This is a genomic window from Bacteroidota bacterium, assembly GCA_035506275.1.
Taxonomy (GTDB): Bacteria; Bacteroidota; Ignavibacteria; order UBA10030; family UBA8401; genus JAGVPT01.
Window position 1 is genome coordinate 98,465 of sequence record DATJPT010000006.1, and the last position, 24,554, is coordinate 123,018.

Below are 24,554 nucleotides of genomic sequence, written 5' to 3' on the forward strand. Positions count from 1 at the left end.
AAAAAGTCAAAGTGCGAAAATACTCGGCGGGAAAGTAGTTCGGTCAGCGCAGTGTGTCGCGGCTGTCAAATTTATATCCCCTCAAAAATTCCGCGGCCGCCATCCTCTTCTTTCCTTCCTGCTGAATTTCGAGAATTGACAGCATTCCATCCTTCGCAGCAACGAGCAGCCTCTCCCCGTCGACCTTGATGAGCCCCGGCGCTGCCTCCTGTCCCATGTCTCCTGTCTTCTCGCTTCGATAAACCTTCAGCAACGTACCGCCGTGCATCGTCCATGCCGCGGGATACGGCGAAAGTCCCCGGATAAAATTATGAATATCTTCCGCGGATTTGCCCCAATTGATCCGGCAATCATCTTTGAAAATTTTTGGCGCGGGAGAGGAAGTCGCATCATCCTGGTTGCGCGGGTGTGTTTTTCCCATTTCGATCAAGCGAACGGTTTGCAGGACAATTTCGGCTCCCACCTCCGCAAGCGTATCATGAAGCTCTCCGGCATTCATCGATTCGGGAATTGCAACGCGGGCTTGCAGAATGATGTTCCCCGTATCAACCTTCTCTTGCAGGAAAAACGTCGTGACCCCCGATTCCTTTTCGCCGTTGATGATCGCCCAGTTGATCGGTGCCGCCCCGCGGTACTTCGGGAGAAGGGAGGCGTGCAGGTTAAACGCTCCCTTTGCGGGCATTGAGAACACTTTCGCCGGCAAGATTCTGAAAGCGACGACGATGAAGAGATCAGGATGGAATGACGCCAGAGAGGAAATGAATGCCGGGTCGTGTAACGATGCCGGTTGAAGCACTGTCAGAGAATTTTTTACCGCACAATCTTTGACCGGCGTGAATGAAACCTGCTGTCCTCTGCCGCGCGGTTTATCGGGGGCGGTCACAACGGCGACGGGGGAATAACCGTTCTTCAGCAAGATCTCAAGGCTTGGAACGGCGAAGTCCGGAGTCCCCATGAACACAATATTCATCTTTTCGATTTCGGCTTTTCGTCCTTCGGCAGAACAACTTCATATTTATGCTCAAATTCCCCTTTGGAGATTTTCTTCAGCTTGCTCCGCAGCAGTGTCCGTTTCGTGGCGCTCAGGTGGTCGGTGATCAGTACGCCGTTCAGGTGGTCGATTTCATGCTGAAGGACGCGCCCCAGCATACCCGTCGCGACAATTTTTTGATCCCGAAGGTTAGCATCCTGAAACTTCACGGTGACCGTCTCGGCGCGATTGATGACGTCGCGGATCTCGGGAATGCTCAGGCAGCCCTCCTCCATTTCCCATTCGCCTTCTTCATCGACGATTTCGGGATTGATGAATGCCATCGGTTTCGTTTCTTTGTATTCCTCGGTGTCTGAAAGGTCGACCACGAGGACCTGTTCCAGGACGCCGACCTGATTTGCTGCAAGCCCGACGCCGTTCGAGGAATGCATCGTCTCGAACATATCCTGGATCAACTGGATGGTCTTGTTGGAAATTTCCTTGACCGGTCTGGCCTTTTTCTTCAAAACCTCAGTGCCGTACACATAAATGGGGAGTGCTGCCATGCGTTTTTATCTCACCTATATTACCCGCTGATCCATGTATTCTGTGTTGTGAATTCTGTCTCCTGCCGTCTTCCTTCATTCAACCACCCTTCTCGCCTCCGTATATCTCTTTTTATAGTACGAACTTTCTATGGAAGAGATCGTCACTCCGAACGCCTCGCTCGCGTGTGCGAACAGATCGTCGCCGATGTAAATGCCGACATGCGAGGGGTTCGCGCCGGTCGTATTAAAGAACATCAGGTCGCCGAACCTCAGGTCTTCGAACGCCACCGGTGTCCCAACCTTCACCTGCTCTGCCGCAGATCGGGGCAATTGCACACTCACCGACTGGTTGTAGACCGCGCCGGTAAATGCCGAGCAGTCAATTCCGGATTTCGAGTCGCCGCCGTAAACGTACGGGGTGCCAAGGTATCCAAGAATGACATCCATCATTTTCTGGTCGTCGATCTTTCCCGCCGGGGCTTTTGGAGTCGTCCGCGACGTCCCCGCGCGAGAATCATTCGATTGCTGCGAAACTGACGGTGACGGCTTCGCGCTCGAGAAACGGGCCGTCACCTGCTTCACGTCCACCTTGCGGTCGTCCTCTTTCTTTTCTTCCTCAATGTGCCTCGAACTAAACCGCGGTCCGCTGTTCTTTTTTTCGGGCTTCTCGCTTTTCTCCGTAGAATCATGGCTGACGAATCGCGGCGACGACGAGCCGCAGCCGGCGGCAAAGAGGCAGACGAGAGAAAAAACGAGAACTTTCATTCGCTTACAAATGTACGTGATTCAGATTTATTTGCAACCGAGTTTTAGTTCCGCAATAAAAAAGCTCCTCAATAAAGGAGCTTTTTCACTATTGTCCAACGCTGCGGCCGGTCATTAGCCAAGATAGGCACGCAGGTTTTTACTCCGCGAGGCGTGCCGCAGCCGGCGGATCGCCTTCTCCTTGATCTGGCGCACGCGCTCACGCGTGAGGTTGAACTTTTCGCCGATCTCTTCAAGCGTCAACGAATGTTCCCGCTGGAGACCGAAATAGAGACGGATCACTTCAGCCTCGCGGTCGCTCAGTGTCGCAAGCGCCCGTTGCACCTCTTCTTTTAAGGATTCATCCATCAGGATGCTGTCGGGAGCCGGCTGGCGTTCGTCCTGAATAACATCGAGGAGGCGGTTGTCTTCGCCCTGCGCGAACGGCGCGTCCATCGAGAGATGACGGCCGGAGATCTTCAGCGTGTCGGCGACTTCGAAGAGCGACATGTCGAGCTCCTCCGCAAGCTCGCTAGCGCTCGGCTCTCGCTCGAATTCCTGCTCGAGGCTGCTGAAGGCCTTGCCGATCTTGTTCAAGGCCCCGACGCGGTTCAACGGAAGGCGCACGATGCGGGATTGTTCTGCAAGCGCTTGGAGAATCGACTGGCGTATCCACCAGACCGCGTACGAAATAAACTTAAACCCGCGCGTTTCGTCGAAACGCTTTGCAGCCTTGATGAGTCCCAGATTCCCTTCGTTGATCAGATCGCCGAGCGACAAGCCCTGATTCTGGTATTGCTTCGCCACGCTCACCACGAATCGGAGGTTCGCCTTCGTCAGTTTCTCAAGGGATTTTTGGTCCCCCTTTTTGATCCGTTGGGCGAGGTCGATCTCCTGCTCGGGAGTCAGCAAATCTACTTTGCCGATCTCCTGCAAATATTTGTCGAGGGATTGGCTCTCCCGGTTCGTATATTGTTTTGTAATCTTAACCATCCTGCATTCACCTCATTTTCAAAAAGCTATTTCTGAAGGTCGATCCTGTCGACGATGCCGACAATGCTGGCATCGACGGGGGCCATATCAACCGGAAGCGGAATGACCGCTTCGGCGGCCGTTATATAGAACACCGTTTCTCCTGCTCCCGCTCCCACCGTATCGACCGCGACGATCGGCGAGCCGACGTTCTTCCGCTCAGCGGAGATCGGCTGGATGAACTGAAGCTTGAAGCTTTTCAAGTGTTCATCCTTCCGCGTCGCCCAGATTGTCCCGATGACCTTTGCTAGGAACATACGAGTTGATCCGACTAAAAGTTCGCTACTTCTCGGTCACGTCGAGCTTATCGACGACCGCCATTATAACGGCGTCGACCGGCTTGTTTTTGGTGACCGCCGTTTGGCGCGCCGAGCTTCCGGTGGCGACGAGCACAATATCTCCTACTCCTGCCTGAACGGTATCGACCGCCACAACGATCGTCTCCTTCAATTTGTAGTCGAGGTCGACATGGCGGACGATCTGCAGAGAAACTCCAACCAGGGCCTCGTCCTTCCGAGTTGCCCAGACCGTACCGATCACTTTTCCAAGTATCATGACGAAGAGTCCCGAGAATTATTTGACGTTGACATCGAGCTTCCCACTGTTCCGGTCGAGCATGAGCGCCGGAACGACCCGCAGTTGTTTGACGCCTGCAAACCGCCGGGGGTTCAACGTCACGATCGGCAGTTTGCTCTCGATGCAGAGACCGGCGATCAATGCCGGCATCTCATTGAGTTTTCCCGACCCCACAACGGAAAAAAATCTTCCTGCTGCCTTGGCGCTTTTGGAATTGAGTCCGAGCACCTTCAACGCGCTCATTGCATCGTCGACTGCCTGAATTTCCTTTTTCGACCGTGCAACCGAAAAAGCTTCGATCGCGTTAAAGACTGTTGTATAGCAAAAAAACACGTTCATCGCTTTCCGCAAATACGACGTCCCTTCACGATGAAGAAGGTGCTCAAGCAGAACGTCTGTGTCGAGAACGACCTTCTGAACGCTCACCGGACATAGCCTTTCGCCCGCCTTCTGAAACCCTGGTTCCTTGAAAGCACTCCCTCGCTCGACAGGAAACGGACGACGTGTTCTCTGTCTTCAAACTGGATCGTCCCGATGCGTTCAATTTCCTCGTCAGAGACGTTCCTCGCAGCCAACCCTTTTGACAGGACGCCTCCGACGATTCGAACTGTCACTCTATCGCCGGGCCTGAGAGAAAGCTCGCCGCCGACCGCGCGGGAAAAATGGACGTTCCCATCGCTTCCAATTTCCGCTTCGAATTCAACACTGTGTTTCGCCTTCTCCATGGTCCCTTCACTGAATCGCGCTGAGGAAGCTTGTTCCAGCGATCTTCCCGCCGTTAACGCTGAAATATTCCGCAATCGTTTTTCCCGCATCGGCAAAAGTCTTCCTGACGCCGAGGTTCACGCCTTTCTTTCCCGTCTTAGAAAAGGTGAGCAGAGGAACGTATTCGCGGGAATGGTCCGTGCTGTTGTCCGTCGGGTCGTTGCCGTGGTCGGCGGTGATCATCAGAATGTCGTTGCCCTTCACCGTCTCAAAGATTCTCGGCAGGTGACCATCGAAATATTCGATCGCTTTTGCCATTCCTTCGGCGTCCTGACGATGCCCGTAGAGCATGTCGAAATCGACAAGGTTCGTCATGATGAAGCCATGATCCATTCCCGATGATCGCCTGACAATTTCCTCGATCCCTTCGGCATTCGAATGCGTATGAATTTTCTCTCGCAGCCCGCGTCCCGAAAAGAGGTCGTCAATCTTGCCGATGGAAACCGTCGGGATGCCGTTCCTGGAAAGCAGGTCGAGGACCGTCGTGCCGGGCGCTTGGAGCGAAAAATCTCTCCTGTTTGCCGTCCTTACGTAATTGCCGCTCGTTCCGATGAAGGGGCGGGCGATCACGCGTCCCACGGCATGGTTGCCGACGAGCACGTTGTCCCGTGCTGCCTGGCAGATCCGGTACAGATCCTTCAGCGGAATCACATCCTCGTGTGCTGCTATTTGAAAGACAGAATCTCCGGACGTGTACACGATCGGAAACCCGGTGCGTACGTGTTCATCGCCAAGCTCTTCAATGATCTGCGTTCCGGAGGCGGGCCTGTTTCCCAGAACGCCGCGCAGGTTCGCTGCCGAGAGGAATTTTTCGATCACCTCGGCGGGGAAGCCATGAGGATAGTATGGAAAATCTTGCGTAACGATAATTCCTGAAATCTCCCAATGCCCGGTGGTGCTGTCCTTCCCTTTCGAGACCTCCTGCATTTTGCCGAAACATCCTTCCGGCTCCGGAACCGGCGGCACCCCCAAAATCGGAGCGATATTACCGAGGCCGAGTCTCTGCATATTGGGAAGGGCGAGTCCGCCGACCGCGTCGGCGGTGTGTCCTATCGTGTTCGAGCCCGCATCTCCGTACGCTGCGGCGTCAGGCGCTTCACCGATGCCGAGACTGTCGAGAACGATGAAAACGATTTTGCCGGGCGCATTCAATTATGCGTAAACTTCCTTTTCATTGCATTTGCAGACCTGCACGAGCGCACGGTTGAACCGGTAAGATCCGACATCGGTCTTTACCGATTGAATGACCGCCGTCGGCACTTTCAACGCACCGCATTTCGGGCATTTTATCCCTCGTTCTGCTCCTGCTTTCTTTGCCTTCTCCGCGAAATCTTGCTGTTTTGCCATTGTATCCTCAGTGCTGTATAGTTAATTATGCTTTGATGAAAAATTCTCTAGAACACCCGGACGATATTCCCGCCAGCCTCTTTGGCCTTTTCCAGAACCTGCGATGCGTTCGCAACGCATTCGCCGGCGTCCATGCCTTCTGCCGCGCCGCAGACTCCGACCGTTACGGCGACTGAAAACGTTTTTTGCTCAAACGATACTACCGAACTCGCAATCGCCGAACGGAGCTTTTCCGCCCACAGGTACGCTTCTTTCGACGTCGTCTTGACCAGCAGCACCCCGAACATCAGCTGGTCGAACCTTCCGATAAGATCATACCCACGGATACTCGACCGAAGAACGGACGCCACACGGGCAACCGCAGCGTCGCTTCCCGCCTTCCCGTACCGAGAAGCAATGTCGCCGGGCGAAGTCACGGCAAACAAGAGAAAAGAAACATCGGAACCGTCGTCGTCTGCCCGCCGTAATTCCTCGGACAACCGCTGGAGAAAATATTTTTTGGACGCGGTCCCCGTGCCCTCATCGACGACGACAAACTCTCTGATGATCTCGTTCGCTTCATGCAATTCGAGGGCCGTCCCAGCAACAGAGGTCAGCAACGAGGCCGAAGAGATTTCCTTTTCCCCGTAGACGTTCTTCTCCCGGCATTCCAAGGTCAACACACCGTAGCACTTGTTCGTCGAGGCGATGGGAACCGCGGCGAACGAACCGACCCTCGCCATCCCGAGCGACGCCTCGTTGATCAGAAACCTCGGCTCCGACGTTTTCGACAAATCGTCGATGTTCTGCACGGCGTTGCTTCTGATCGCCTTACCGGCAATGCTCGAATGAAAATCGAGAAGCTGTTTCGCCACGACGTAACGGTGATTGTGTCTGGTCCGCACGTTGGCGATCACCCACTGCTTTTGGGCGCTGTCGAACAGCACCAGCGCCAGCGCGTCCCACGGAACGAGCGCAGAAACTTCCTCCGCGAGCGCGTTCGCAATGACAGGAACCTCCGACTCGCCGAATGCTTTTGTGCGAAAGCGCATCTCTGCCTTCAATACTCCGCTCTCGCTCATCAGATCATACTTTTCGGTAGAGCTCTTCAGCACCGCCGAAAGCATCTTGGTAAATTTCGCGAGAAGCGCAATCGTTTCGGGGCCGAATGCATCGTCCGCCTTGCTGTCAACGGCAAGCACCGCGATCGGCGTCTGATCTCCGTCTCTTCGAGGATAAAAAACCGGTACGCCGACAAACGATCGTATTTCCTCGAGGCTCGTGTAATACGGAACAATGTCTCGTTCCGCGTTGGCGGCAATGCCGTTCAGAATCTCCGGAGTTCCCGAAAGGGCGATCCGGCTGACAACATCACTCCCGATGGACAGTTTCCTCGTTGAGGAAAATGACCGACTTTCCGTCAACTTGCTTTCAAGCACAAGCTGACGCGATTCGCGGTTCACCCAAAAAAAGGAGACGGTATTGCCAAACGCAACCTCCTTCACAACGGCCAACATCTTTTGCAAAAAGAGACCAAATTCTGCCTTCGGCTCCTGCCTGCTCCCGTCTGCCGCATCTCCTTCTTCGTCTACGAAATCAGCAGGCGAGTACACTATCGTTTCACGAGGCTCCTCCGCGGGGGCTTCAAAACGAACTTCTTTTTCGTCAAATTCAGCTTTCGGCCCGGCGGCGACGAACGGAGATGGCTCCGAACTCATGGATTCATCGTCGGCGGCATCATTTGCTTCTTCTTCGTTCAGCCTCATCTCGCCGACCGAATCTTCGGTTTCTTCTTTCGCGCCGTGAACGGGATCGGCGTCACCGGCGCTCTGACCAGACCGCCTGCCGCGCACGGAATCGATGACATAATAAACCGCGAGACCTGCGATCATGAAACAGAAAATCTTTGTAAGGATTCCCCCAGCCCACAATCCCAAAAAAAATAATAGGACCCCAATGCCAGCAACTACGCCCTCCTGAAGTGAAATCTCAAACAACCCGCTCCGTAGGGCGATTCCCCGCATTTTTTCCGGCATTCTGAGTCCTAGGGTTTACAGAAATCGCGTAAAGTGTGTAAATTTATGCAATTCCGGCGCAAAAGTCAAGATAAATAGGCGCCCGGGCCGTCGATTGCTTGTTGAGGTTGAGATCACAAACACCGGCAAACATCTCCGGATCACGGCTGTTTTTTTTGTCAGACGGGAATACGGAGGCGAATAGATCCTCGTTCAGCCCGGGATTTTCGCCGGAAGATTATCCGCCTCTGATCGGCGATCTTATGGAAACTGGATGCCGCATCAGGTCCTTGTCGAGATCTGGATGAGCTCCGGCACGGTTGAAGCCGAAGGTTTTTTTTTGTACAATTTGCAAAAGGCGTTTCATCCCTCTTTTCACTTAACCTCTCTCTCCTATGAAAGCAGTCATCATGTCCGGCGGATTTGGTACCAGGCTCCGCCCTCTTACCTGCAATATTCCGAAACCGATGGTGCCGATGATGAACAAACCGATGATGGAGCACATCGTCAGTTTGCTGAAGAAACACGGCATTACCGAAATCATGTCCACTCTTTTTTACCAACCGGAGAGCATCACCTCCTTTTTCGGCGATGGATCACAGTTCGGCATTTCGATGCAATACCGGAAGGCAGACGCCGACTACGGAACGGCAGGCAGCGTCCGCAACGCTGCGGACTTTCTTGACGAGCGGTTCATCGTCATCAGCGGCGATGTGCTGACGGACTTTGACCTCACCAAGGCCGTAGCGTTTCATGAAAAAAAGAAGGCAAAAGCAACCCTGGTCCTCACGCGCACGAAAAATCCGCTTCAATTCGGCGTCGTCCTCACGAACGCCGAGGGAAAAATCACACGCTTCCTCGAAAAGCCGTCGTGGGGAGAAGTTTTCAGCGACACGATCAACACCGGAATCTACATTATTGAAGCGGACGTGCTTCAGCGGGTTCCATTCCAGGAGGATTTTGATTTCAGCAAGAATCTCTTTCCCATGCTGCTTGAAGAGGATGCCGGTCTCTATGGCTACATCTCGGAAGGCTACTGGAGAGACGTCGGCAACTTGAACGAATACCAGGAAGCCCACCTCGACGCGCTGGACGGCAAAGTCCAGCTCGATTTTGAGGGGACGAAAAAAGCGAATTGCTACGTCGGCGACCTTTCCACGGTGCTGACGTCGCCGGAAAACATCCAGGGGACGGTCCTCATCGGAAAAAATTGCAGAGTCGGCGCCCACGTGAAGATCATCAGGTCGGTGATCGGCGATGACTGCGTTATTGAGGATGGTGCGGTCATCCGCGATTCGATCATATGGGAGAAAAGCAGGATCGGCGGGCGGGCAGAGCTGTCATCGTGCGTCCTCGGAAAGCAATCCGAGATCGGCGAGTTTGCCCGGATCGACGACAACGTTTTCATCGGCGACAGGTGCGTGATCGGAAAGGAAAGCCGCCTGGCTTCGAACATCAAGCTCTGGCCCGAAAAGGAAGTGGAAGACGGCGCGATCCTCACGAGAAGCCTCGTGTGGGAGGACAAATGGCTGCGCGAACTTTTCAGCGATTCGCGCATCACGGGACTTTCGAACATCGAAATGAACCCCGAGTTCGGCGCGAAGCTCGGAACGGCCTTCGGGGCATTTGTCGGAAAAGGAAAAGCTGTGTTGACGAGCCGCGATTCGGATAACGTTTCCCGAATGATCAACCGTTCGATCATGTGCGGACTGATGTCCGCCGGGGTCGACACCAACGACTTGCGGGCAACGTCGATCCCCATCCTCCGCCATGAGCTGCGGGGGGAAAAATACGCCGGCGGAATCCATGTGCGAAAATCCCCGTTCGACAAAAATCTGACGGACATCATCTTCTTCGACCACAACGGAAAAGACCTCCCGTCGAACAAGACGAAAGCCGTTGAGCGGCTCTTCTTCGGAGAGGATTTTCCGCGCGCAAACTTCACGAGCGTGGGGGGAATCAGCTTCCCCGAACGGGCCCAGGAAAGCTACATCGAAAAATTTCTCTCCACCGTGAACACCGCGGCGATCTCGCAGGCAAAGTTCAGGCTCGTGATCGACTATTCCAACGGCGTCGCCTCGACGATCTTCCCGAACATCCTCGGCTCGCTTCAATGCCAGACGCTTGCGTTGAACGCCTATCTCGACCCTAAAAAACTGACGCGTGAAAAGGCAGAGTTCGACGGGGCCGTTGCACAACTTTCTCACATCGTGACCTCGCTCGGTTACGATGTCGGTTTTCTCATCGATGCCGGGGCTGAAAAGATCTTTGTCGTGGACGAGAACGGAAACTGCATCAAGAACGACCGGCTTCTCTCGCTGATCACTTCGCTATACCTCAGCGTCCATCCGGAGACCAAAAAGATCGCCGTCCCGATCACGGCGTCTGCGGAGATCGACCTGATCGTCAAAGGGAAAGGGGTCGAAGTCGTCAAGACCCGTGACAGTCATCTTTCGCTCATGGAGGCATCGACGTCGAAAGACGTTCAGTTCGTCGGGGGGACCAAAGGAGGCTTCATCTTCCCGAGCTTCCTTTTCGCCAGCGACGGCATGTACAGCGTAGCAAAGATCCTCGAAATGATGGCGCTGGCCGGCAAGCGTTTCGGCGCGCTGGAAAAAGAGGTCCCTGCGCTTCATCTCATGAAACGGAGCGTGTATTGCCCGTGGGACCGGAAAGGGAAAGTCATGCGCCATATGATGCACGAGACCGAAGGAATGCAGCGCGTCCTCGTCGACGGAATAAAGATCCTCTTTGAAAACGACGCAGCATCGACCTCGGTCCTGATGCGGCCGGACAAAGCGGAACCGCTCTTCCATGTCAGCGCGGAGTCGACCGTCGAGCAGACCGCCGTCTCGCTCCTGAACACGTACGAAGAAAAGATTCTGAGCTGGCGCGACATGAGCGAGGCGTGATGCCGGAGTCGTTCCCCGAAAGGAACAGAGCCGATACTGCCCGCGGACCTTTCGTCAAATCTCCCGTCGTCACTTTACATTTCGGCGCCAAAAGCGTATATTGGCATTCAAGTTTTATCAGCAGGAGAACCTCTCGGACATGAAAATCAGCGACATCCTCGATGAAGCCTCGATCAGGACGCGGCTCTCGGGAAACTCAAAGGAAGAAATCATTCAGGGAATGATCGACATCGTCGCTCTCTCGAAGAAGGTCCTCGACAAAGATAAAGTGCGGGAGGCCATTTTCGAGCGGGAAAAGATCATGTCGACCGGCGTCGGGAACGGGTTTGCAATTCCCCACGGCAAAACGGATGCTGTCTCCGATATCGTCGCGGCGTTCGCGGTGACCGCCGCGCCGATCGATTACCAATCGCTCGACGAGCAGCCGGTTCGCCTGGTGTTTCTCCTCGTCGGAAAAGACAGCATGGTCGGGCCGCATATCAAACTGCTCAGCCGCATCTCCAGGCTGATGAACAAAGAAGAGTTTCGGAAAAAATTGTTGGCCGCTGCTTCCCCGAAGGACGTTCTGGAAGTTTTTCGAACGGAGGAAGCGACGTACTTCGATAATTGATTCCCTTGAGCAGAGTATTGTCAGTCCAGCCACACATCCGCCGGCCGCTCTTCACCCTTACAGCACGCTCATGTTCACGAATCGCGGAATAACGCCGTGACTTTTAGATCGATCCGGGGTACAAAAGACATCCTTCCGGCAGAAACGGCGCGATGGCAATTTGTCGAATCGACGATCCGGACGGTCTTCCATCGTTTCAACTACAAAGAAATCCGCACTCCCATTTTTGAGCAGACCTCGCTTTTCGCGCGAAGCATTGGCGAGCTGACCGACATCGTCGGGAAGGAAATGTACACTTTCACCGACAGAAGCGATGACAGTCTCACCCTCAGGCCGGAGGGAACCGCGTCCGTCATTCGCGCGTACATCCAGAATAATCTCGGGGAGGCTCAGCCGCTGGTGAAGGTTTATTACATCGGACCGATGTTCCGCCAGGAACGCCCGCAGGCGGGAAGGCTACGGCAATTCCATCAGTTCGGCGCAGAAGCGATCGGCTCGCCTCAGCCGGAAGTCGATGCTGAAATCATCGCGATGACCATTCAAATCTATAGGGAGCTCTCGCTCACAGAATTTTCTCTCAAGATCAATTCGGTCGGATGCGAAAAGTGCCGTCCTCACTACAAAGAAGTCCTGCGATCCGAGCTCCGAAAGATCGCTTCGCAGCTTTCTCCCGACAGTCAGCGGCGCATCGAGGAAAATCCGATGCGCGTTCTCGATTCCAAAGACGAGAACGACCAGAAGGCGACGGCATCCATGCCGTTGATCACCGAGCATCTTTGCCCGGAATGCTCGCAGCATTTTGACGACGTAAAAAAATATCTGAAAAACCTCGGCATCCCTTTTTTGGTGGATGGACGGTTGGTGCGCGGGCTGGACTATTACACAAAGACCGCTTTCGAACTGACAAGCACGGCGCTCGGATCGCAGGATGCGCTGGCCGGAGGCGGCAGATACGACCTGCTCACCCGCGAGCTCGGCGGGAAGGAAACGCCCGGCGTCGGGTTTGCGGCCGGCGTCGAACGGCTGATGATGGTCCTCGATAAAAAAGGAATGACACGCGAGGTCGATATCAAACCAACGCTTTTCATTGCTGCTGCCGATGAAGCCTCAAGGGACTGGACCATCACGGCAATTACGAACCTCCGCGCAAAAGGAATTGCCGCAGAATCGGATTCACTCAGGCGGAGCCTGAAAGCTCAAATGCGGGAGGCGGACCGGCAACAAGCAGCCTACGTCATCGTCGTCGGCCAGCACGAGCTTGAAACCGGCAAGGCAAGCATGAAAAACATGCGAACCGGTCAACAGCAGGAAGTTGTCCTCAACGATATCGCGGCTCACTTCCCCACATCCGGCACTTAATGGCGAAGAAAACGCATAAAGGGGGAGAATACCGCATGCTCATTCAGCCGACGTTTGACGAGACGCTGAAGAAAGAGGGGACACTCTTTTTGATTGAGACCGTCAAGCAGTTCAGCAGTTTCAGCTATGAGGTGGTGGTGGAAGAGACACGGGAAGAGAAACGGCTCACATGGGCATTGCACGGACTCCGCGCCCCCGAGCTCCTCATGCCTTCGTTCGGAGGCGCTCAGTTCAAGAAAGTCTATTTCGACCTCAAGGGGACGGTGACGTTCATCCTGAAAAAGATCGACGGCGAGGCGAATGAATTCAAAGTGAAACTTTCTCCTTCTTCTGCTGCCGTGCAGAGCGTTTCCGGCAAACCGTTCGTCACCGTCTACACATCCCAGAAGTTATTCGAAGAGCAGCGCCCGAAGGAAATGGAAATGCCCAAGCGGAAGCCGGATATCAAGCGGCTGCCGGAGCGCCTGCCGTTAAGGAAAAAACCGTAATGCATCCGAAACTTTTTGAGATCTTCGGCTTCACCGTATACAGCTTCGGCCTGATGCTGGGGACGTCGTTCATCATCGCCAGCCTCCTCCTGACAAGCGAACTGAAGAGAAAAAAATTGGACCCGGAGCTCGGAAGCACCATCACCCTGCTCGCTCTTTTCGGGGGGGTTGCAGGTTCTAAAATTTTGTACCTCTTCGAGAACTGGACGTTCTTTATCGCCGACCCCATCGGCATGACCTTCTCCCCCGGCGGGCTTACATGGTACGGCGGATTCCTGCTTGCCGCATTTCTCATCTATCTTCTTGCGAAGAGGAAGAAAATAAAATTTCTCACGATCGCGGACGCCACCTCTCCCGGACTGCTGTGGGCGTACGGCATAGCGCGCATCGGCTGCCATCTTTCGGGGGACGGAGATTACGGATTTCCCACTACGCTGCCGTGGGGAACCGATTATTCGAACGGTACCTATCCCCCCTCGCTTGCGTTCAAAGGATTTCCGGAAATCACTTCTCATTTTCCCGGCGGCATCGTCCCGGACAATACATTGTGCCAGCCGACGCCGATCTACGAATTTATCATCTGTACGATTCTGTTCGCATTGCTCTGGAGGAACCGGGCAAAGATCACCGGCAACGGCAGAATGTTCATGTGGTATCTTATCGCCGCCGGCGCAGAACGTTTCTCGGTCGAATTTCTCCGCATCAACCCGAGAATTTTTCTCGGGCTTTCGGAGGCGCAGCTGATCGCGGCTGTCCTGATACTCTTCGGAGCGTATGGGCTCAAGGTCATTCCGCCGGATGAAAAGACGAAGACATGAAAACGGTCACGCTCATCTCAAAGGAGCATTGCCATTTGTGCGACGTGGCGAAGGACGTTCTTCTGAAGACGCGAAAGAAAATTTCCTTCGACTTCAAAGAAATCAAGATCCTCCCCGGCTCCCAGGAATTCGAAGGATATCATGAACGGATTCCGGTGATACTCATCGATGAAGAATTCGCTTTCCAGTATAAAGTTTCGGAGAAGCAGCTGCTGGACCGTTTGGCTGACTAACGAGAAGGGCCCACCGACGCAATGAAAATTCTCGCCAAGACGCTCGAAGCTCTCGGAATCGCATGCGTGATGATCGGCCTTATTGACGGCATCAACGGAAGCATGTGGCTTGAGCTTTATCTGCTGATCATCGGCCTGGCCCTCTTTTTTGCCGGATGGGCGATTGAGAAGGCGCTGAAAAAGAACGCACAGTCCGGAAACGCCTCATGAACATCATCGGTGGCAGGAAACCGGTCTTCGAAGCACTCACCGCGGGCACGCCGATCGAGAGAATTTACATTCTCCGCGGAACCCGGGGAGAGCCGGTCGACGAGATCCGTCAGATGGCCCGGCAAAAAAATATTCTCTGCACAGAAGCCGATAAGCATCTCATCGAAAAGCTTTCGCGGAACGCCAATTCGCAGGGGATCGTCGCGATCGCCGGAACCAAGGAGTACACCGACGTTGATGAAATCCTCTCCATCGCTGCCGCGAAGAGCGAAAAAGCTTTTATCCTCCTTTTTGACGAAATCGAAGACCCCCACAACCTCGGCGCTCTTATCCGGACAGCGGTATGTCTCGGCGTGCATGGAGGGATCATCCCGAAGCACAATGCTGCGCCGGTGAATGAAACCGTCGCCAAAACATCGGCGGGAGCAAGCGCCCATTTCCCGGTAGCGAAAGTGACGAACATTGCCGCGACGATCGATGAGCTTAAAACAAAAGGAGTCTGGATCGTCGGCACCGACGCGGCGGCGCAAAAGAGTTTTGCCGATATCGACTATTCAATGCCGGTTGCGCTCGTCATCGGAAACGAGGGGAAAGGAATCAGGCGGCTGGTAAGAGAAAAATGCGATTTTCTCGTGAACGTTCCGATGGCCGGGACGTTCGATTCCCTCAACGCTTCGGTCGCGGGAGCGCTGGCGATGTACGAGGTCTTCCGAAAACGGAGGGGCATATAACATTCTCCATTGACCATCCAACACGAACATGCGGCGGCTTAATCATCGAACAATACAAGCGGTCCTCGAACGGAGCGTCGAATGCTATCCGCAGAGGCCCGCGCTCTCGTACGCCGACGGAAAACCGCTGACGTACGCAGAGTTCAAGAATCACGTCGACTGGCTTTCAGCGTTTTTACAGGATCAAGGGATTGCGGAAAAGGACAGGGTCGGCATCATCGGCGAAAACAGCCCGAACTGGGGAATCACATTTTTTGCCGTAACGACGACGGGGGCCGTTGCCGTTCCAATTCTTCCGGATTTTCACACCTCCGAAATCCATCACATCCTCCGGCATTCCGAATGCAAGGCGGTATTCATCTCCGAGCGTTATTTCCAAAAGATCGAAGACCTGAACCTTGACGATTTCTCTGTGGTGGTGCTGATGGATGACTTCTCGGTCATCGGCGCTGAAACTTCGAAAGCCCGGCTGAAAAAACTCCTCGCGGAAGGAAGCAAAGAGCTCAAGAAGATCAAGACCATGGTTCTGCGAATCGCCGGGATCCTTCCGGCGCATATTCACGAGGATGCGCTCGCTTCGATCGTGTATACATCGGGAACGACGGGGCACTCCAAAGGAGTCATGCTGTCGCACAAGAATCTCGTTTCCGACGCTCTCGCCACGACGGACATCGTTACCGTGACCGAAGAAGATCGGCTCCTCTCAATCCTTCCTCTCGCCCACGTCTACGAATGCACGCTTGGGTTGATCCTGCCGTTAATGATGGGAGCTTCCGTGTTTTACCTGCGCAAACCGCCGACGGCGACGGTGATGGTTCCTGCACTTGCAGGCGTGAGACCAACGATCATCCTCTCGGTTCCGCTCATCATCGAAAAAATGTATAAATCGCGGATCGCACCGGAGATAGCAAAGAAAAAAATGGTCAGATTCTTCTACAAATTTCCTCTCGTGCGAAAGCGCGTCAACAGAATGGCGGGGAAAAAACTGCTCTCGGTGTTCGGAGGCGCCTTAAAATTATTCTGCATCGGCGGTGCGGCGCTGGCGCCCGAGGTGGAGGAATTTTTGCGCGAGGCCGGCTTTCCGTACGCCGTCGGTTACGGACTGACGGAAACGGCATCCCTGATCGCCGGAACCAACGCCCGCCTGACAAAATTCCGCTCGACCGGTCGTGCGATTCCTGGAGTAGAAATCAAGATCGACAACGCCGATGCGCGGACCGGCGCCGGCGAGATCCTTGTCCGCGGCGACAACATCATGCAGGGATACTATCGCGACCAGGAACGGACGGACGAAGCGTTCACGAACGGGTGGCTTAAGACCGGCGACCTCGGCTTGATCGACTCCGAAGGATACCTCTTCATCAAGGGGCGCCTTAAAAACGTGATCGTGGGACCAAGCGGGGAGAATATTTATCTCGAGGCGATCGAATCGATCGTCAACCGGTCCGATGTCGTGCTTGAATCGCTTGTCTTTGAAGACCAGGGAGCCCTGGCGGCTCGAATCCACCTCGATTACGAAAAATTGGACCTTGAATTCGCGGAGAAGCATCTGAGCGAAACAGAGATCCATGAGCACATTCAGACGCTTCTTGAGGGCGTTCGAAAGCAGGTGAACGATCAGGTGTCGTCCTTTTCCAGATTAGCAAGGGTGATTGAGCAAACGGAGCCCTTCGAAAAAACACCGACGCAGAAGATAAAACGCTATCTTTACGTGAATTAGAAGCTATTCATTTTTGTCGGCCGAGCAGTCCAGTTTTTGCATGAACTTTGCGCTTCATGAGGGAATATTCGGACCATCCTGCTTGTCAAACATTCAGGATGGGGCGTTTTCGGTCCCGACCCAGCTTCGGCATTCGAATCCATTGCCAAGTGTCGAAGCTCTTCTCCCCTTAATTCCTAAAGGAGCGGCATACTAGTCTCAGTTGATACTACATTAGACCGGATACTTTCAGCAGAGACGATTGTCCCTTTGGGAATTTTCCTTCTCCATTAATATTCATCCGTGCATCACGGCAGGGGGTTCTCCGGCCGATGAATAGGATTTTTTCCTTCGCAAAGAACAACATATCAAACAGGGCCATTGCACAACATTGAATTAATCTCTTGCAGCTCCCGCGCCTCTCGCAGAGGAACTTCACTCTTCTCTGCAACGTTGCATCCATGCATGAAACCATCTGTGTGCTTCCTCCTGTGCATCTGCATCTCTTTTCTTTCGATCCCAAGCTCAGCCGCCGGCCAGGTCAGCCACTCGTTCAGCGGAACAATCAAGAGCGCCGAAACCGGAGAGGCGCTCATAGGAGCTTCCATCATCGTGCGAGAGCTAAAGACCGTCGGCGCTTCCACGAACGCGTACGGCTTTTACTCGCTCACCATTCCGGAAGGAACTTACACCCTCGTTGTCCAGTTCGTCGGCTATAAATCGAGGATCGATACGATCGTCCTGGATAAGGATCAAACGATGAACTTCTCGCTTTCGCAGGAGTTGATCAAAGTCGGCGAGGTGGTTGTGACCGCGGAGAGATCCAACAAGAACGTGACCTCGACAGAAATGGGGGCGAACAATCTCGAGGTCCACGAAGTAAAATCGATCCCCGTCCTTCTGGGGGAAAAGGACATTTTGAAAACGATCCAGCTTCTTCCCGGCATTCAGGCGGCGGGAGAAGGAAGCACCGGATTCTACGCGCGCGGCGGCGGGATCGATCAAAATCTGATCGTGCTTGACGAGGCGACCGTCTACAATTCATCCCATTTGCTCGGCTTTCTTTCCATCTTCAACTCGGACGCAGTGAAAGACGTCAAAGTGATCACGGGGGGTATGCCGGCGGAGTACGGCGGGCGGCTTTCATCGGTGCTCGATATTCGCACAAACGACGGGAGCACGAAGGAGTTCGAGGGAACGGGGGGCATCGGGCTTCTGGCATCCAGGCTCACGGTCGACGGACCGATCGTGAAGGATGAAGGCTCTTTCATTATTTCTGCGCGGAGGACCTACGCCGACCTCTTTCTGAGGCTGTCGAGCGACACGACGATCAATCGGGCGAGCCTGTATTTCTACGACCTGAATGCGAAGGCGAATTACGCGCTGGGAGAAAAAGACAAGATGTTCATCTCCGGATATTTTGGCAGGGATAATTTCGATTACCCGAACGTTTTCGGCTTCAACTGGGGGAACACTGCGGCGACGTGGCGGTGGAATCATATTTTCGCTGACAATCTTTTTTCCAACGTCTCTCTTATTTACAGCAACTATGAGTACAGCAACAATGTCACGTCGGGAACGTCGCAGGCGATCATCACTTCCGGCATTCGCGACTATGATTTCAAAACAGATCTCCAGTATTTTATCAACTCCTCGAATACGTTGAAATTCGGCATCAGTTCTATCTACCATACCTTTTTGCCCGGAAGCGTTACGGCAACATCGGCGGGGTCGTTCAACTCCTTCAGCATTGAAAACAGATATGCTTCGGAAAACGCCGCGTATGTCGCCGACGAGGTCAGCATTCTCACCGGACTGAAATTGAACTACGGTCTGCGATTCTCCGCCTTTACGCTCTTCGGGCCGGCGCACATTTATACGTACGACAACAGCGGCAACACGCTCGACACAGCGACATACGGCTCCGGCCAGGTGATCAAAACATACGCGAGCCCCGAGCCGCGGATCGCGGCAAACCTAAGCATTGACGAAACGAGTTCAATTAAAGCTTCGTACGCGCGAACGGCGCAGTACCTCCACCTGCTTTCAAATTCGACAGTCTCGAACCCGAGCGATGTCTGGGTACCGAGCAGCAACAATGTAAAGCCGCAGTATGCCGACCAGACTTCGCTGGGGTATTTCAGGAATTTTGACGACAACGAGTACGAAGCGTCTCTCGAGCTGTACTATAAGAACATGCAGAACCTGATCGATTACGCGAACGGCGCGGACCTTCAGCTCAACCCGAACGTTGAAGCCCTGCTCAGGTACGGCAAAGGATGGAGCTACGGAGTTGAAATGCTGATACGGAAAAAATACGGCAAATTCAGCGGCTGGGTCGCCTACACGTTGGCGAGAACGCGGCAGCAGTTCCCCGATATCAACAACGGACAGCCGTATCCTGCGACGCAGGACCGGACTCACGACATTTCGATCGTGGCGATCTATGATTACAGCACCGCGTGGACCTTCTCAGCCACGTGGGTGTATTATACGGGCAACGCTGTCACATTCCCAAGTGGAATCTATAACGTGGACAACAGAGCCATTCCCCTTTACACCGAACGGAATGGATACCGCATGCCCCCCTACAGCCGTCTCGACCTGTCCGCCACATGGACGCTCGGACCGCATTCGAACCTCAATTTCTCGCTCTACAACGCGTATGACAGATGGAATGCATACGCGATCAATTTCATCGTGAACCCGAACAACCCGAATCAAACTGAAGCCGTGCAGACGACCTTTTTCCCCATCATTCCATCGGTAACGTATAACTTCAATTTTTAGGACGGAGAGCGCCATTCCCATGAAGATGTCAATGATCACCGTAAAAAAAGGAGCGCTTGCAGCATATGCCGCGACAACCTTGTTTTTCGGATGCCAGAAGGTTGTATCGATCGACCTGAATAACGCCAACCCGCGGCTCGTCATTGAAGGAGTTGTGACCGACCAAGCCGGGCCCTACTCGGTGAAGCTGAGCAAGTCGGCCGACTATTTTGCCCCGACGCTCTATTATCCTCCCGTGTCCGGCGCCGTCGTCGTTCTTGCCGACAATTTCGGCCAGGTTGATACGCTGAAGGAATCGATAAGCGGAACCTATTTATCGTCGACCTTGCTTGGCGTTGGAGGAAGTTCGTATTCGATGTTCGTCAGCGTTGACGGGGATCAATACAACGCAGCCTCTTCCATGCCCAAAAAAGTATTTATCGACACGTTGTATGCGTTGGCAAGAAATGCATCGCGCGGTGAAGGTCCCGGGTACGACATTTATGTCGGGTTCAAGGACCCCCCCGAGCCGGGCAACTATTACCGAATCAACGCAACTTCGAGCGTTGTTATCCCGACCGATTCGATCGACGGAAGGAGATACCGTCTCTTTACCGATAAATTCACGAACGGCAATGAAATGGTGGAACGGATCAGAGCGGGAACATTAGTCACAGCCGGCGATACCATAACCGTATCGCTCTGCTCGATAGACGAAGCGGCGTATAATTATTTCAACACCCTCAATGATATTCTCATGTCGGACAGAGCTCCGACATCCCTCTCGCCGGCAAACCCGACAACCAACATCAGCAACGGCTCGCTCGGATATTTTGCAGCGTATACCGTGGATACAAAGCAGATCGTGCTCCATTAATTATTCTATCAGATCATGACGCGGTCCGGGAACTGAGTGACCCCCTCCCGCGTTATCAATATTGTTTCAGGAGACAGTTAAAAAATATTTTTCACGTCTGTTTAACTTCAGGGAGTAAAAATGAAAATCGGCGTACTCGGGACCGGCATGGTAGGAAAAGTCATCGCCACGAAATTGGTCCAGCTTAATCATCAGGTCAAAATGGGCTCGCGCACCGCGAACAACGAGAAAGCGGCGGAATGGGTCAAAGCGAACGGCATGAAAGCTTCGCAGGGGACCTTCGCGGATGCCGCCGAGTTCGGCGAGATTCTCTTCAACTGCACCTCGGGCATGGCATCCCTTGAGGCGCTGAAAATGGCGGGGGAAAAAAATATGAACGGAAAAGTTCTGGTCGATGTCGCCAATGCCCTCGATTTTTCCAAGGGAATGCCCCCGACCCTTTTTGTCTGCAACACCGATTCGTTGGCAGAGCAGATCCAGCGGACGTTCCCGCAGGTCAAGGTCGTGAAAAGCCTGAATACCCTGAACTGCAATTTGATGGTCAACCCTTCGCTCGTGCCGGGGAATCATGACGTTTTTGTGAGCGGCAACGACATTGTCGCCAAAGCGAAAGTCACGGATATCTTGAAGAATTGGTTCGGCTGGAAAAGCGTCATCGACCTTGGAGACCTTACCGCTGCCCGCGGAATGGAAATGCTGATGCCCTTCTGGATTCGCCTGATGGGAACATTCCAGACCCCGAATTTCAACTACAAGATAGTGCGGTGATCAAAAGAAGTGCGGGCCTCGATAAAATCGGCTTGCACATTCCAAAAGGAATCTCAAAAATAGTGCCCACGAAGAATGCTCATGCAATTGTCAACCTGAGCCAGCGAAAGAAGTTCAAAGCTGCATTGACATGGATTCTTCACTCCGCCCCCCTAATGCGGGACTCCGTTCAGAATGACAATGATCTGGCTGCTCTTCTTCAGAATAGCGCCATGAGGAATTTTTGAGATAGCTTCTACTTCTTCCATAAAACATCGGACGGCATCACCTCTTCGCCGTCGAGCAGACGCATGCCGAATTCCTGACCGAGATGATTTGCGTATTTATCCCGGTCATCATAGTCCCCTCCCACGACAAACAGGGGTTCCCCCCACTCGACAAAATCGCCGAAAAAATTCGCGATCGTTCTTGAGTTGAAAACATAGGTAAGGTACGCCGAGCCGAAAAAATGCTGAAGTTTGTCCCTGTCCCTCCTGAGCCGTCCGGCCGAATCGGGGAGCACACGCCTCGGCAAATGCATGTAGCGGTCGGAAAACTCCTTCCGCGATTCGACGACTGTCAGGGGCAAATACAGCGGCCCGACGAGAGGGATTTTTAATCCCAGCCGGAAATGGTCGAACGTCGCGAGCGTTGCAACGAGCAAGGCATGGCTCATCGTCCCGTCGGCTATTTCAAACGCCCGGGCGAAGATCGCATCGACTGCAAGCGTGTCGCTGCATGATCGCCGGAGCTGCTGGAAGCGGGGATCGCGGATATATCTCTTGAGCGTCCCCTCGTCCCTCAAGACTGGCGGAAGAAAATACTGAAAACTGATGAGAGAGGAATCTTCGGTCGAATATTCCGGGATGCAGAGTGAATCGGCTGAATTCTGCCGGAAAGAATTGCCGGAAGTTTGAGCAGCGGAATTCCCCCCAAACACACCTTCTTGAACAACAAATAAAACGAGCAGCGATACTCTGCTAATGGTCATATTTCTGTATGATACAGAACCCGAGGTGCAGGATCTTGCGGGACGATAGTACGATGTTCAAAGAAGCTATCTCAGAAATATATCACTTCATCCTTCCCAACGGGATCCCTTTGGGGATCAAGTCCCTCAAAGGTCGCCGAACAAAAGCGACTCTTTGAGGGGGCGCCTCGAAAGGTCAATCTAATTTCATTTTCAAGATAGGTTCTACAAAGAATTGATCAATTCTTGGGCAAGTTCATAGGGGGACTGCCGAAGTTTCATGACGGCATCGAGACTCGCCGTAAGCTTCCGTTTCCGCTCGTCATTCCAGAACTCCACTTTCAACTGATCCTGCACGATCTCTTCAATCCGATTTTTCATTCTCTCCGTTCGCCTGGCCGAAAGTCCGCCGTTCTTCTCCAGATACGAGCGATGTTTAGCTACCGCCTCCGCCATTTCGCCGATCCCCTTTCCCTCGCTGCCTACGGTCTTCAACACCTCGGGGAGCCAGCTCGTTTCATCGTGAGGGCGGAAGCCGAGGATCATTTTTAGCGACATAACCGCCTGCTCGGCGCCGGGCCTGTCTGCCTTATTGAGCACGAAGAAGTCTGCGATCTCCATCAGTCCCGCCTTCATCGCCTGGATGCCGTCTCCTGATTCGGGAACAAGAACAACAACCGTTGTGTCGGCAGCCCCCGCAATATCGAGCTCCGATTGTCCGACGCCGACAGTCTCGAGGAGGATGACATCGGCGCCGCTTGCATCGAGCACGTCGGCAGCTTCGCGGGTCTTCTTACTTAACCCTCCGAGACTCCCGCGCGATGCCATACTGCGGATAAACACTCCGTCGTCGAGTTCGACATCGGTCATCCGGATGCGGTCGCCGAGAAGAGCGCCGCCGGTGAAGGGAGATGTCGGGTCAACAGCCAAGATGCCGATGCGTAAATTCTGCTTACGGTACCACTGCGCAAGTTTGTTCGTGAGGGTGCTTTTTCCGGCGCCGGGGGGGCCGGTAATGCCGATGCGGTATGCTTTGCCGGTGCAGCGGTAAATCGCGGAAAGAATTTCTTCAGAGCTTTTTTCGCCGTTTTCGATGGAGGAGATCGCACGCGCGACGGTTCTTCTATCCCCCTGCAAAAGGCGTTCTATGGAAAATGAGTCGTTCATCCTCGCATCAAAAGATAGTCCGTCAGCTCACCCTTTTTTCAGCTTCTCCTTGAAAAACTCCACCGTTTTCTTCAGGCCGTCTTCGAGAGCGACGGTCGGCTCCCAGCCAAGAACTTTCTTTGCTTTGGAATGGTCGATCACGCTTCGAAGCTGCTCGCCGATCTTGGCTTCGCCGTGCCGCTCTTCGCAGGCCGCACCGCTGAATTTCTTAATGAAGCGGAAGAGCGTATTAACATCGTTTTCGATGCCGGTGCCGATATTAAAGATGCCGGAGGATGAAGGAGATAATGCGAGCAGGTTTGCTTTCACAACATCGCTCACGTAGACATAGTCGCGCGTTTGCTTGCCGTCTCCGTTGATGACCGGCGTTCCGCCGCGAAGCATTTTGTCCGCAAAGATCGCGATGACGCCCGCCTCGCCGTGGGGATTTTGTCTCGGCCCGTAAATATTCGCGTACCGCAGGATCACGTGCTGAATTCCATGCACTGCCTGGTAATAATAAAGATATTTTTCCGTGGCAAGTTTTGTAATGCCGTACGGAGAAAGTGGGCGGAGCGGATGCTGCTCGTCGGCCGGAAAATAATCTTGTTCTCCGTAGATCGCTCCGCCGGTGGATGAAAAGACTACTTTTTTCACACCGTATTTTAGTCCAAACTCGAGGACATTCAGCATGCCGAGGACGTTCACGGAAGCGTCGAACTTCGGGTCGGCGACGGATCTCCGCACATCCATTTGGGCGGCATGGTGATTGATCACGTCAAACTTCGTCTCTTTAAAGAGGTTTTCAATTTCCGGACTTCGAATGTCGAGCCTGGACAATTTCGCTCTAGGGTTGACATTTCCGATGTTGCCGGTCGACAGATCATCGACGACGACGACATTGTGCCCCGCTTCGAGATACGCGTCGGCGATGTTCGAACCGATAAACCCGGCCCCTCCGGTCAAAAGGATATTCATGGTAGTGTCAGATTAGTCAACGATTGATTGT

26 protein-coding genes are annotated in these 24,554 nt (G+C 53.7%); 12 read left to right on the top strand and 14 right to left on the bottom strand.

The annotated features are described in order from the left end of the window. Positions 1-43: 43 nt before the first annotated feature. The 11 genes from fmt to VMF88_03615 all read right to left on the bottom strand — a co-directional run bounded on the left by fmt (position 44) and on the right by VMF88_03615 (position 7,853). Complete coding sequence (fmt, locus tag VMF88_03565; protein ID HTY10131.1) at positions 44-970, bottom strand: methionyl-tRNA formyltransferase; 927 nt, start codon at positions 968-970, stop codon at positions 44-46. Next, positions 967-1,536 carry a peptide deformylase gene (gene def / locus VMF88_03570; protein ID HTY10132.1) on the bottom strand — a complete coding sequence of 190 codons (570 nt, stop codon included), beginning with the start codon at positions 1,534-1,536 and terminating at the stop codon, positions 967-969. Before def ends, fmt begins: the two co-directional genes overlap by 4 nt. A 75-nt stretch (positions 1,537-1,611) precedes the next feature. Then, positions 1,612-2,283: a C40 family peptidase gene (locus VMF88_03575; protein HTY10133.1), complete on the bottom strand. Its 672-nt coding sequence runs from the start codon at positions 2,281-2,283 to the stop codon at positions 1,612-1,614. 114 nt (positions 2,284-2,397) lie between these two features. Beyond that, positions 2,398-3,255 carry a sigma-70 family RNA polymerase sigma factor gene (locus VMF88_03580; GenBank protein ID HTY10134.1) on the bottom strand — a complete coding sequence of 286 codons (858 nt, stop codon included), beginning with the start codon at positions 3,253-3,255 and terminating at the stop codon, positions 2,398-2,400. Positions 3,256-3,281: 26 nt separating this feature from the next. After that, positions 3,282-3,551, bottom strand: a complete 270-nt coding sequence (locus VMF88_03585) for a EutN/CcmL family microcompartment protein (protein HTY10135.1) — start codon at positions 3,549-3,551, stop codon at positions 3,282-3,284. A 25-nt stretch (positions 3,552-3,576) separates the two neighbouring features. Then, complete coding sequence (locus VMF88_03590) at positions 3,577-3,849, bottom strand: EutN/CcmL family microcompartment protein (protein ID HTY10136.1); 273 nt, start codon at positions 3,847-3,849, stop codon at positions 3,577-3,579. Between the two features lie 18 nt (positions 3,850-3,867). Further along, entirely contained in the window at positions 3,868-4,296 is a 429-nt protein-coding gene (locus VMF88_03595; GenBank protein HTY10137.1) for a PIN domain-containing protein, read from the bottom strand. Then, on the bottom strand, positions 4,293-4,595 hold the full coding sequence (locus VMF88_03600; protein ID HTY10138.1) for a hypothetical protein: 303 nt from the start codon (positions 4,593-4,595) through the stop codon (positions 4,293-4,295). Before VMF88_03600 ends, VMF88_03595 begins: the two co-directional genes overlap by 4 nt. Positions 4,596-4,602: 7 nt before the next feature. Then, entirely contained in the window at positions 4,603-5,787 is a 1,185-nt protein-coding gene (locus VMF88_03605) for a phosphopentomutase (protein HTY10139.1), read from the bottom strand. Then, positions 5,788-5,982 (bottom strand): hypothetical protein, encoded by a 195-nt coding sequence (locus tag VMF88_03610; protein HTY10140.1) that lies wholly within the window; start codon positions 5,980-5,982, stop codon positions 5,788-5,790. A 47-nt stretch (positions 5,983-6,029) separates the two neighbouring features. Then, entirely contained in the window at positions 6,030-7,853 is a 1,824-nt protein-coding gene (locus VMF88_03615; GenBank protein HTY10141.1) for a diguanylate cyclase, read from the bottom strand. A gap of 518 nt (positions 7,854-8,371) precedes the next feature. Here VMF88_03615 and VMF88_03620 point away from each other — a divergent pair. From VMF88_03620 to VMF88_03675, 12 genes are all read left to right on the top strand, one after another. After that, positions 8,372-10,888, top strand: a complete 2,517-nt coding sequence (locus VMF88_03620) for a sugar phosphate nucleotidyltransferase (GenBank protein ID HTY10142.1) — start codon at positions 8,372-8,374, stop codon at positions 10,886-10,888. A 139-nt stretch (positions 10,889-11,027) separates the two neighbouring features. Then, entirely contained in the window at positions 11,028-11,498 is a 471-nt protein-coding gene (locus VMF88_03625) for a PTS sugar transporter subunit IIA (GenBank protein ID HTY10143.1), read from the top strand. Between the two features lie 96 nt (positions 11,499-11,594). Next, positions 11,595-12,857, top strand: coding sequence for a histidine--tRNA ligase (hisS, locus tag VMF88_03630; GenBank protein HTY10144.1), 1,263 nt, complete (start codon positions 11,595-11,597; stop codon positions 12,855-12,857). Beyond that, positions 12,857-13,345 (top strand): hypothetical protein, encoded by a 489-nt coding sequence (locus VMF88_03635; protein HTY10145.1) that lies wholly within the window; start codon positions 12,857-12,859, stop codon positions 13,343-13,345. Before hisS ends, VMF88_03635 begins: the two co-directional genes overlap by 1 nt. Continuing rightward, positions 13,345-14,163, top strand: a complete 819-nt coding sequence (locus VMF88_03640) for a prolipoprotein diacylglyceryl transferase family protein (protein ID HTY10146.1) — start codon at positions 13,345-13,347, stop codon at positions 14,161-14,163. The genes VMF88_03635 and VMF88_03640 overlap by 1 nt, the downstream gene beginning before the upstream one ends. Then, the gene (locus VMF88_03645; GenBank protein ID HTY10147.1) at positions 14,160-14,396 is read left to right on the top strand and encodes a glutaredoxin family protein; all 237 of its coding nucleotides are present in this window, start codon (positions 14,160-14,162) and stop codon (positions 14,394-14,396) included. Before VMF88_03640 ends, VMF88_03645 begins: the two co-directional genes overlap by 4 nt. A 21-nt stretch (positions 14,397-14,417) precedes the next feature. Then, positions 14,418-14,606 (top strand): hypothetical protein, encoded by a 189-nt coding sequence (locus tag VMF88_03650; protein HTY10148.1) that lies wholly within the window; start codon positions 14,418-14,420, stop codon positions 14,604-14,606. Continuing rightward, positions 14,603-15,337 (top strand): 23S rRNA (guanosine(2251)-2'-O)-methyltransferase RlmB, encoded by a 735-nt coding sequence (rlmB, locus tag VMF88_03655; GenBank protein HTY10149.1) that lies wholly within the window; start codon positions 14,603-14,605, stop codon positions 15,335-15,337. The genes VMF88_03650 and rlmB overlap by 4 nt, the downstream gene beginning before the upstream one ends. Before the next feature lie 28 nt (positions 15,338-15,365). After that, positions 15,366-17,057, top strand: coding sequence for an AMP-binding protein (locus VMF88_03660; GenBank protein HTY10150.1), 1,692 nt, complete (start codon positions 15,366-15,368; stop codon positions 17,055-17,057). A gap of 444 nt (positions 17,058-17,501) precedes the next feature. Next, entirely contained in the window at positions 17,502-19,826 is a 2,325-nt protein-coding gene (locus VMF88_03665; protein HTY10151.1) for a TonB-dependent receptor, read from the top strand. 19 nt (positions 19,827-19,845) lie between these two features. Next, positions 19,846-20,682, top strand: coding sequence for a DUF4249 domain-containing protein (locus tag VMF88_03670; protein HTY10152.1), 837 nt, complete (start codon positions 19,846-19,848; stop codon positions 20,680-20,682). A 120-nt stretch (positions 20,683-20,802) separates the two neighbouring features. After that, positions 20,803-21,450 (top strand): NAD(P)-binding domain-containing protein, encoded by a 648-nt coding sequence (locus VMF88_03675; protein HTY10153.1) that lies wholly within the window; start codon positions 20,803-20,805, stop codon positions 21,448-21,450. A 235-nt stretch (positions 21,451-21,685) separates the two neighbouring features. Here VMF88_03675 and VMF88_03680 read toward each other — a convergent pair whose 3' ends face one another. From VMF88_03680 to VMF88_03690, 3 genes are all read right to left on the bottom strand, one after another. Next, complete coding sequence (locus VMF88_03680) at positions 21,686-22,420, bottom strand: hypothetical protein (protein ID HTY10154.1); 735 nt, start codon at positions 22,418-22,420, stop codon at positions 21,686-21,688. A gap of 204 nt (positions 22,421-22,624) precedes the next feature. Then, a complete protein-coding gene (gene meaB, locus VMF88_03685) occupies positions 22,625-23,566 on the bottom strand; it encodes a methylmalonyl Co-A mutase-associated GTPase MeaB (GenBank protein ID HTY10155.1) in 942 nt (313 codons plus the stop codon). Positions 23,567-23,593: 27 nt separating this feature from the next. After that, complete coding sequence (locus VMF88_03690) at positions 23,594-24,523, bottom strand: NAD-dependent epimerase/dehydratase family protein (protein HTY10156.1); 930 nt, start codon at positions 24,521-24,523, stop codon at positions 23,594-23,596. Positions 24,524-24,554: the final 31 nt, after the last annotated feature.

What these genes read in the sequence shown, in the direction of transcription:
- VMF88_03650 (HTY10148.1), top strand. Translation starts at nt 14,418, where the DNA reads ATGAAAATTCTCGCCAAGACGCTCGAAGCTCTCGGAATCGCATGCGTG.
- VMF88_03640 (HTY10146.1), top strand. Translation starts at nt 13,345, where the DNA reads ATGCATCCGAAACTTTTTGAGATCTTCGGCTTCACCGTATACAGCTTC.
- VMF88_03620 (HTY10142.1), top strand. Translation starts at nt 8,372, where the DNA reads ATGAAAGCAGTCATCATGTCCGGCGGATTTGGTACCAGGCTCCGCCCT.
- VMF88_03585 (HTY10135.1), bottom strand. Translation starts at nt 3,551, where the DNA reads ATGTTCCTAGCAAAGGTCATCGGGACAATCTGGGCGACGCGGAAGGAT.
- VMF88_03690 (HTY10156.1), bottom strand. Translation starts at nt 24,523, where the DNA reads ATGAATATCCTTTTGACCGGAGGGGCCGGGTTTATCGGTTCGAACATC.
- fmt (HTY10131.1), bottom strand. Translation starts at nt 970, where the DNA reads ATGAATATTGTGTTCATGGGGACTCCGGACTTCGCCGTTCCAAGCCTT.
- VMF88_03670 (HTY10152.1), top strand. Translation starts at nt 19,846, where the DNA reads ATGAAGATGTCAATGATCACCGTAAAAAAAGGAGCGCTTGCAGCATAT.
- VMF88_03680 (HTY10154.1), bottom strand. Translation starts at nt 22,420, where the DNA reads ATGACCATTAGCAGAGTATCGCTGCTCGTTTTATTTGTTGTTCAAGAA.
- VMF88_03665 (HTY10151.1), top strand. Translation starts at nt 17,502, where the DNA reads ATGAAACCATCTGTGTGCTTCCTCCTGTGCATCTGCATCTCTTTTCTT.
- VMF88_03590 (HTY10136.1), bottom strand. Translation starts at nt 3,849, where the DNA reads ATGATACTTGGAAAAGTGATCGGTACGGTCTGGGCAACTCGGAAGGAC.
- rlmB (HTY10149.1), top strand. Translation starts at nt 14,603, where the DNA reads ATGAACATCATCGGTGGCAGGAAACCGGTCTTCGAAGCACTCACCGCG.
- VMF88_03635 (HTY10145.1), top strand. Translation starts at nt 12,857, where the DNA reads ATGGCGAAGAAAACGCATAAAGGGGGAGAATACCGCATGCTCATTCAG.
- VMF88_03675 (HTY10153.1), top strand. Translation starts at nt 20,803, where the DNA reads ATGAAAATCGGCGTACTCGGGACCGGCATGGTAGGAAAAGTCATCGCC.
- VMF88_03645 (HTY10147.1), top strand. Translation starts at nt 14,160, where the DNA reads ATGAAAACGGTCACGCTCATCTCAAAGGAGCATTGCCATTTGTGCGAC.
- VMF88_03610 (HTY10140.1), bottom strand. Translation starts at nt 5,982, where the DNA reads ATGGCAAAACAGCAAGATTTCGCGGAGAAGGCAAAGAAAGCAGGAGCA.
- VMF88_03600 (HTY10138.1), bottom strand. Translation starts at nt 4,595, where the DNA reads ATGGAGAAGGCGAAACACAGTGTTGAATTCGAAGCGGAAATTGGAAGC.
- VMF88_03580 (HTY10134.1), bottom strand. Translation starts at nt 3,255, where the DNA reads ATGGTTAAGATTACAAAACAATATACGAACCGGGAGAGCCAATCCCTC.
- def (HTY10132.1), bottom strand. Translation starts at nt 1,536, where the DNA reads ATGGCAGCACTCCCCATTTATGTGTACGGCACTGAGGTTTTGAAGAAA.
- VMF88_03615 (HTY10141.1), bottom strand. Translation starts at nt 7,853, where the DNA reads ATGATCGCAGGTCTCGCGGTTTATTATGTCATCGATTCCGTGCGCGGC.
- VMF88_03625 (HTY10143.1), top strand. Translation starts at nt 11,028, where the DNA reads ATGAAAATCAGCGACATCCTCGATGAAGCCTCGATCAGGACGCGGCTC.
- VMF88_03575 (HTY10133.1), bottom strand. Translation starts at nt 2,283, where the DNA reads ATGAAAGTTCTCGTTTTTTCTCTCGTCTGCCTCTTTGCCGCCGGCTGC.
- VMF88_03660 (HTY10150.1), top strand. Translation starts at nt 15,366, where the DNA reads ATGCGGCGGCTTAATCATCGAACAATACAAGCGGTCCTCGAACGGAGC.
- meaB (HTY10155.1), bottom strand. Translation starts at nt 23,566, where the DNA reads ATGAACGACTCATTTTCCATAGAACGCCTTTTGCAGGGGGATAGAAGA.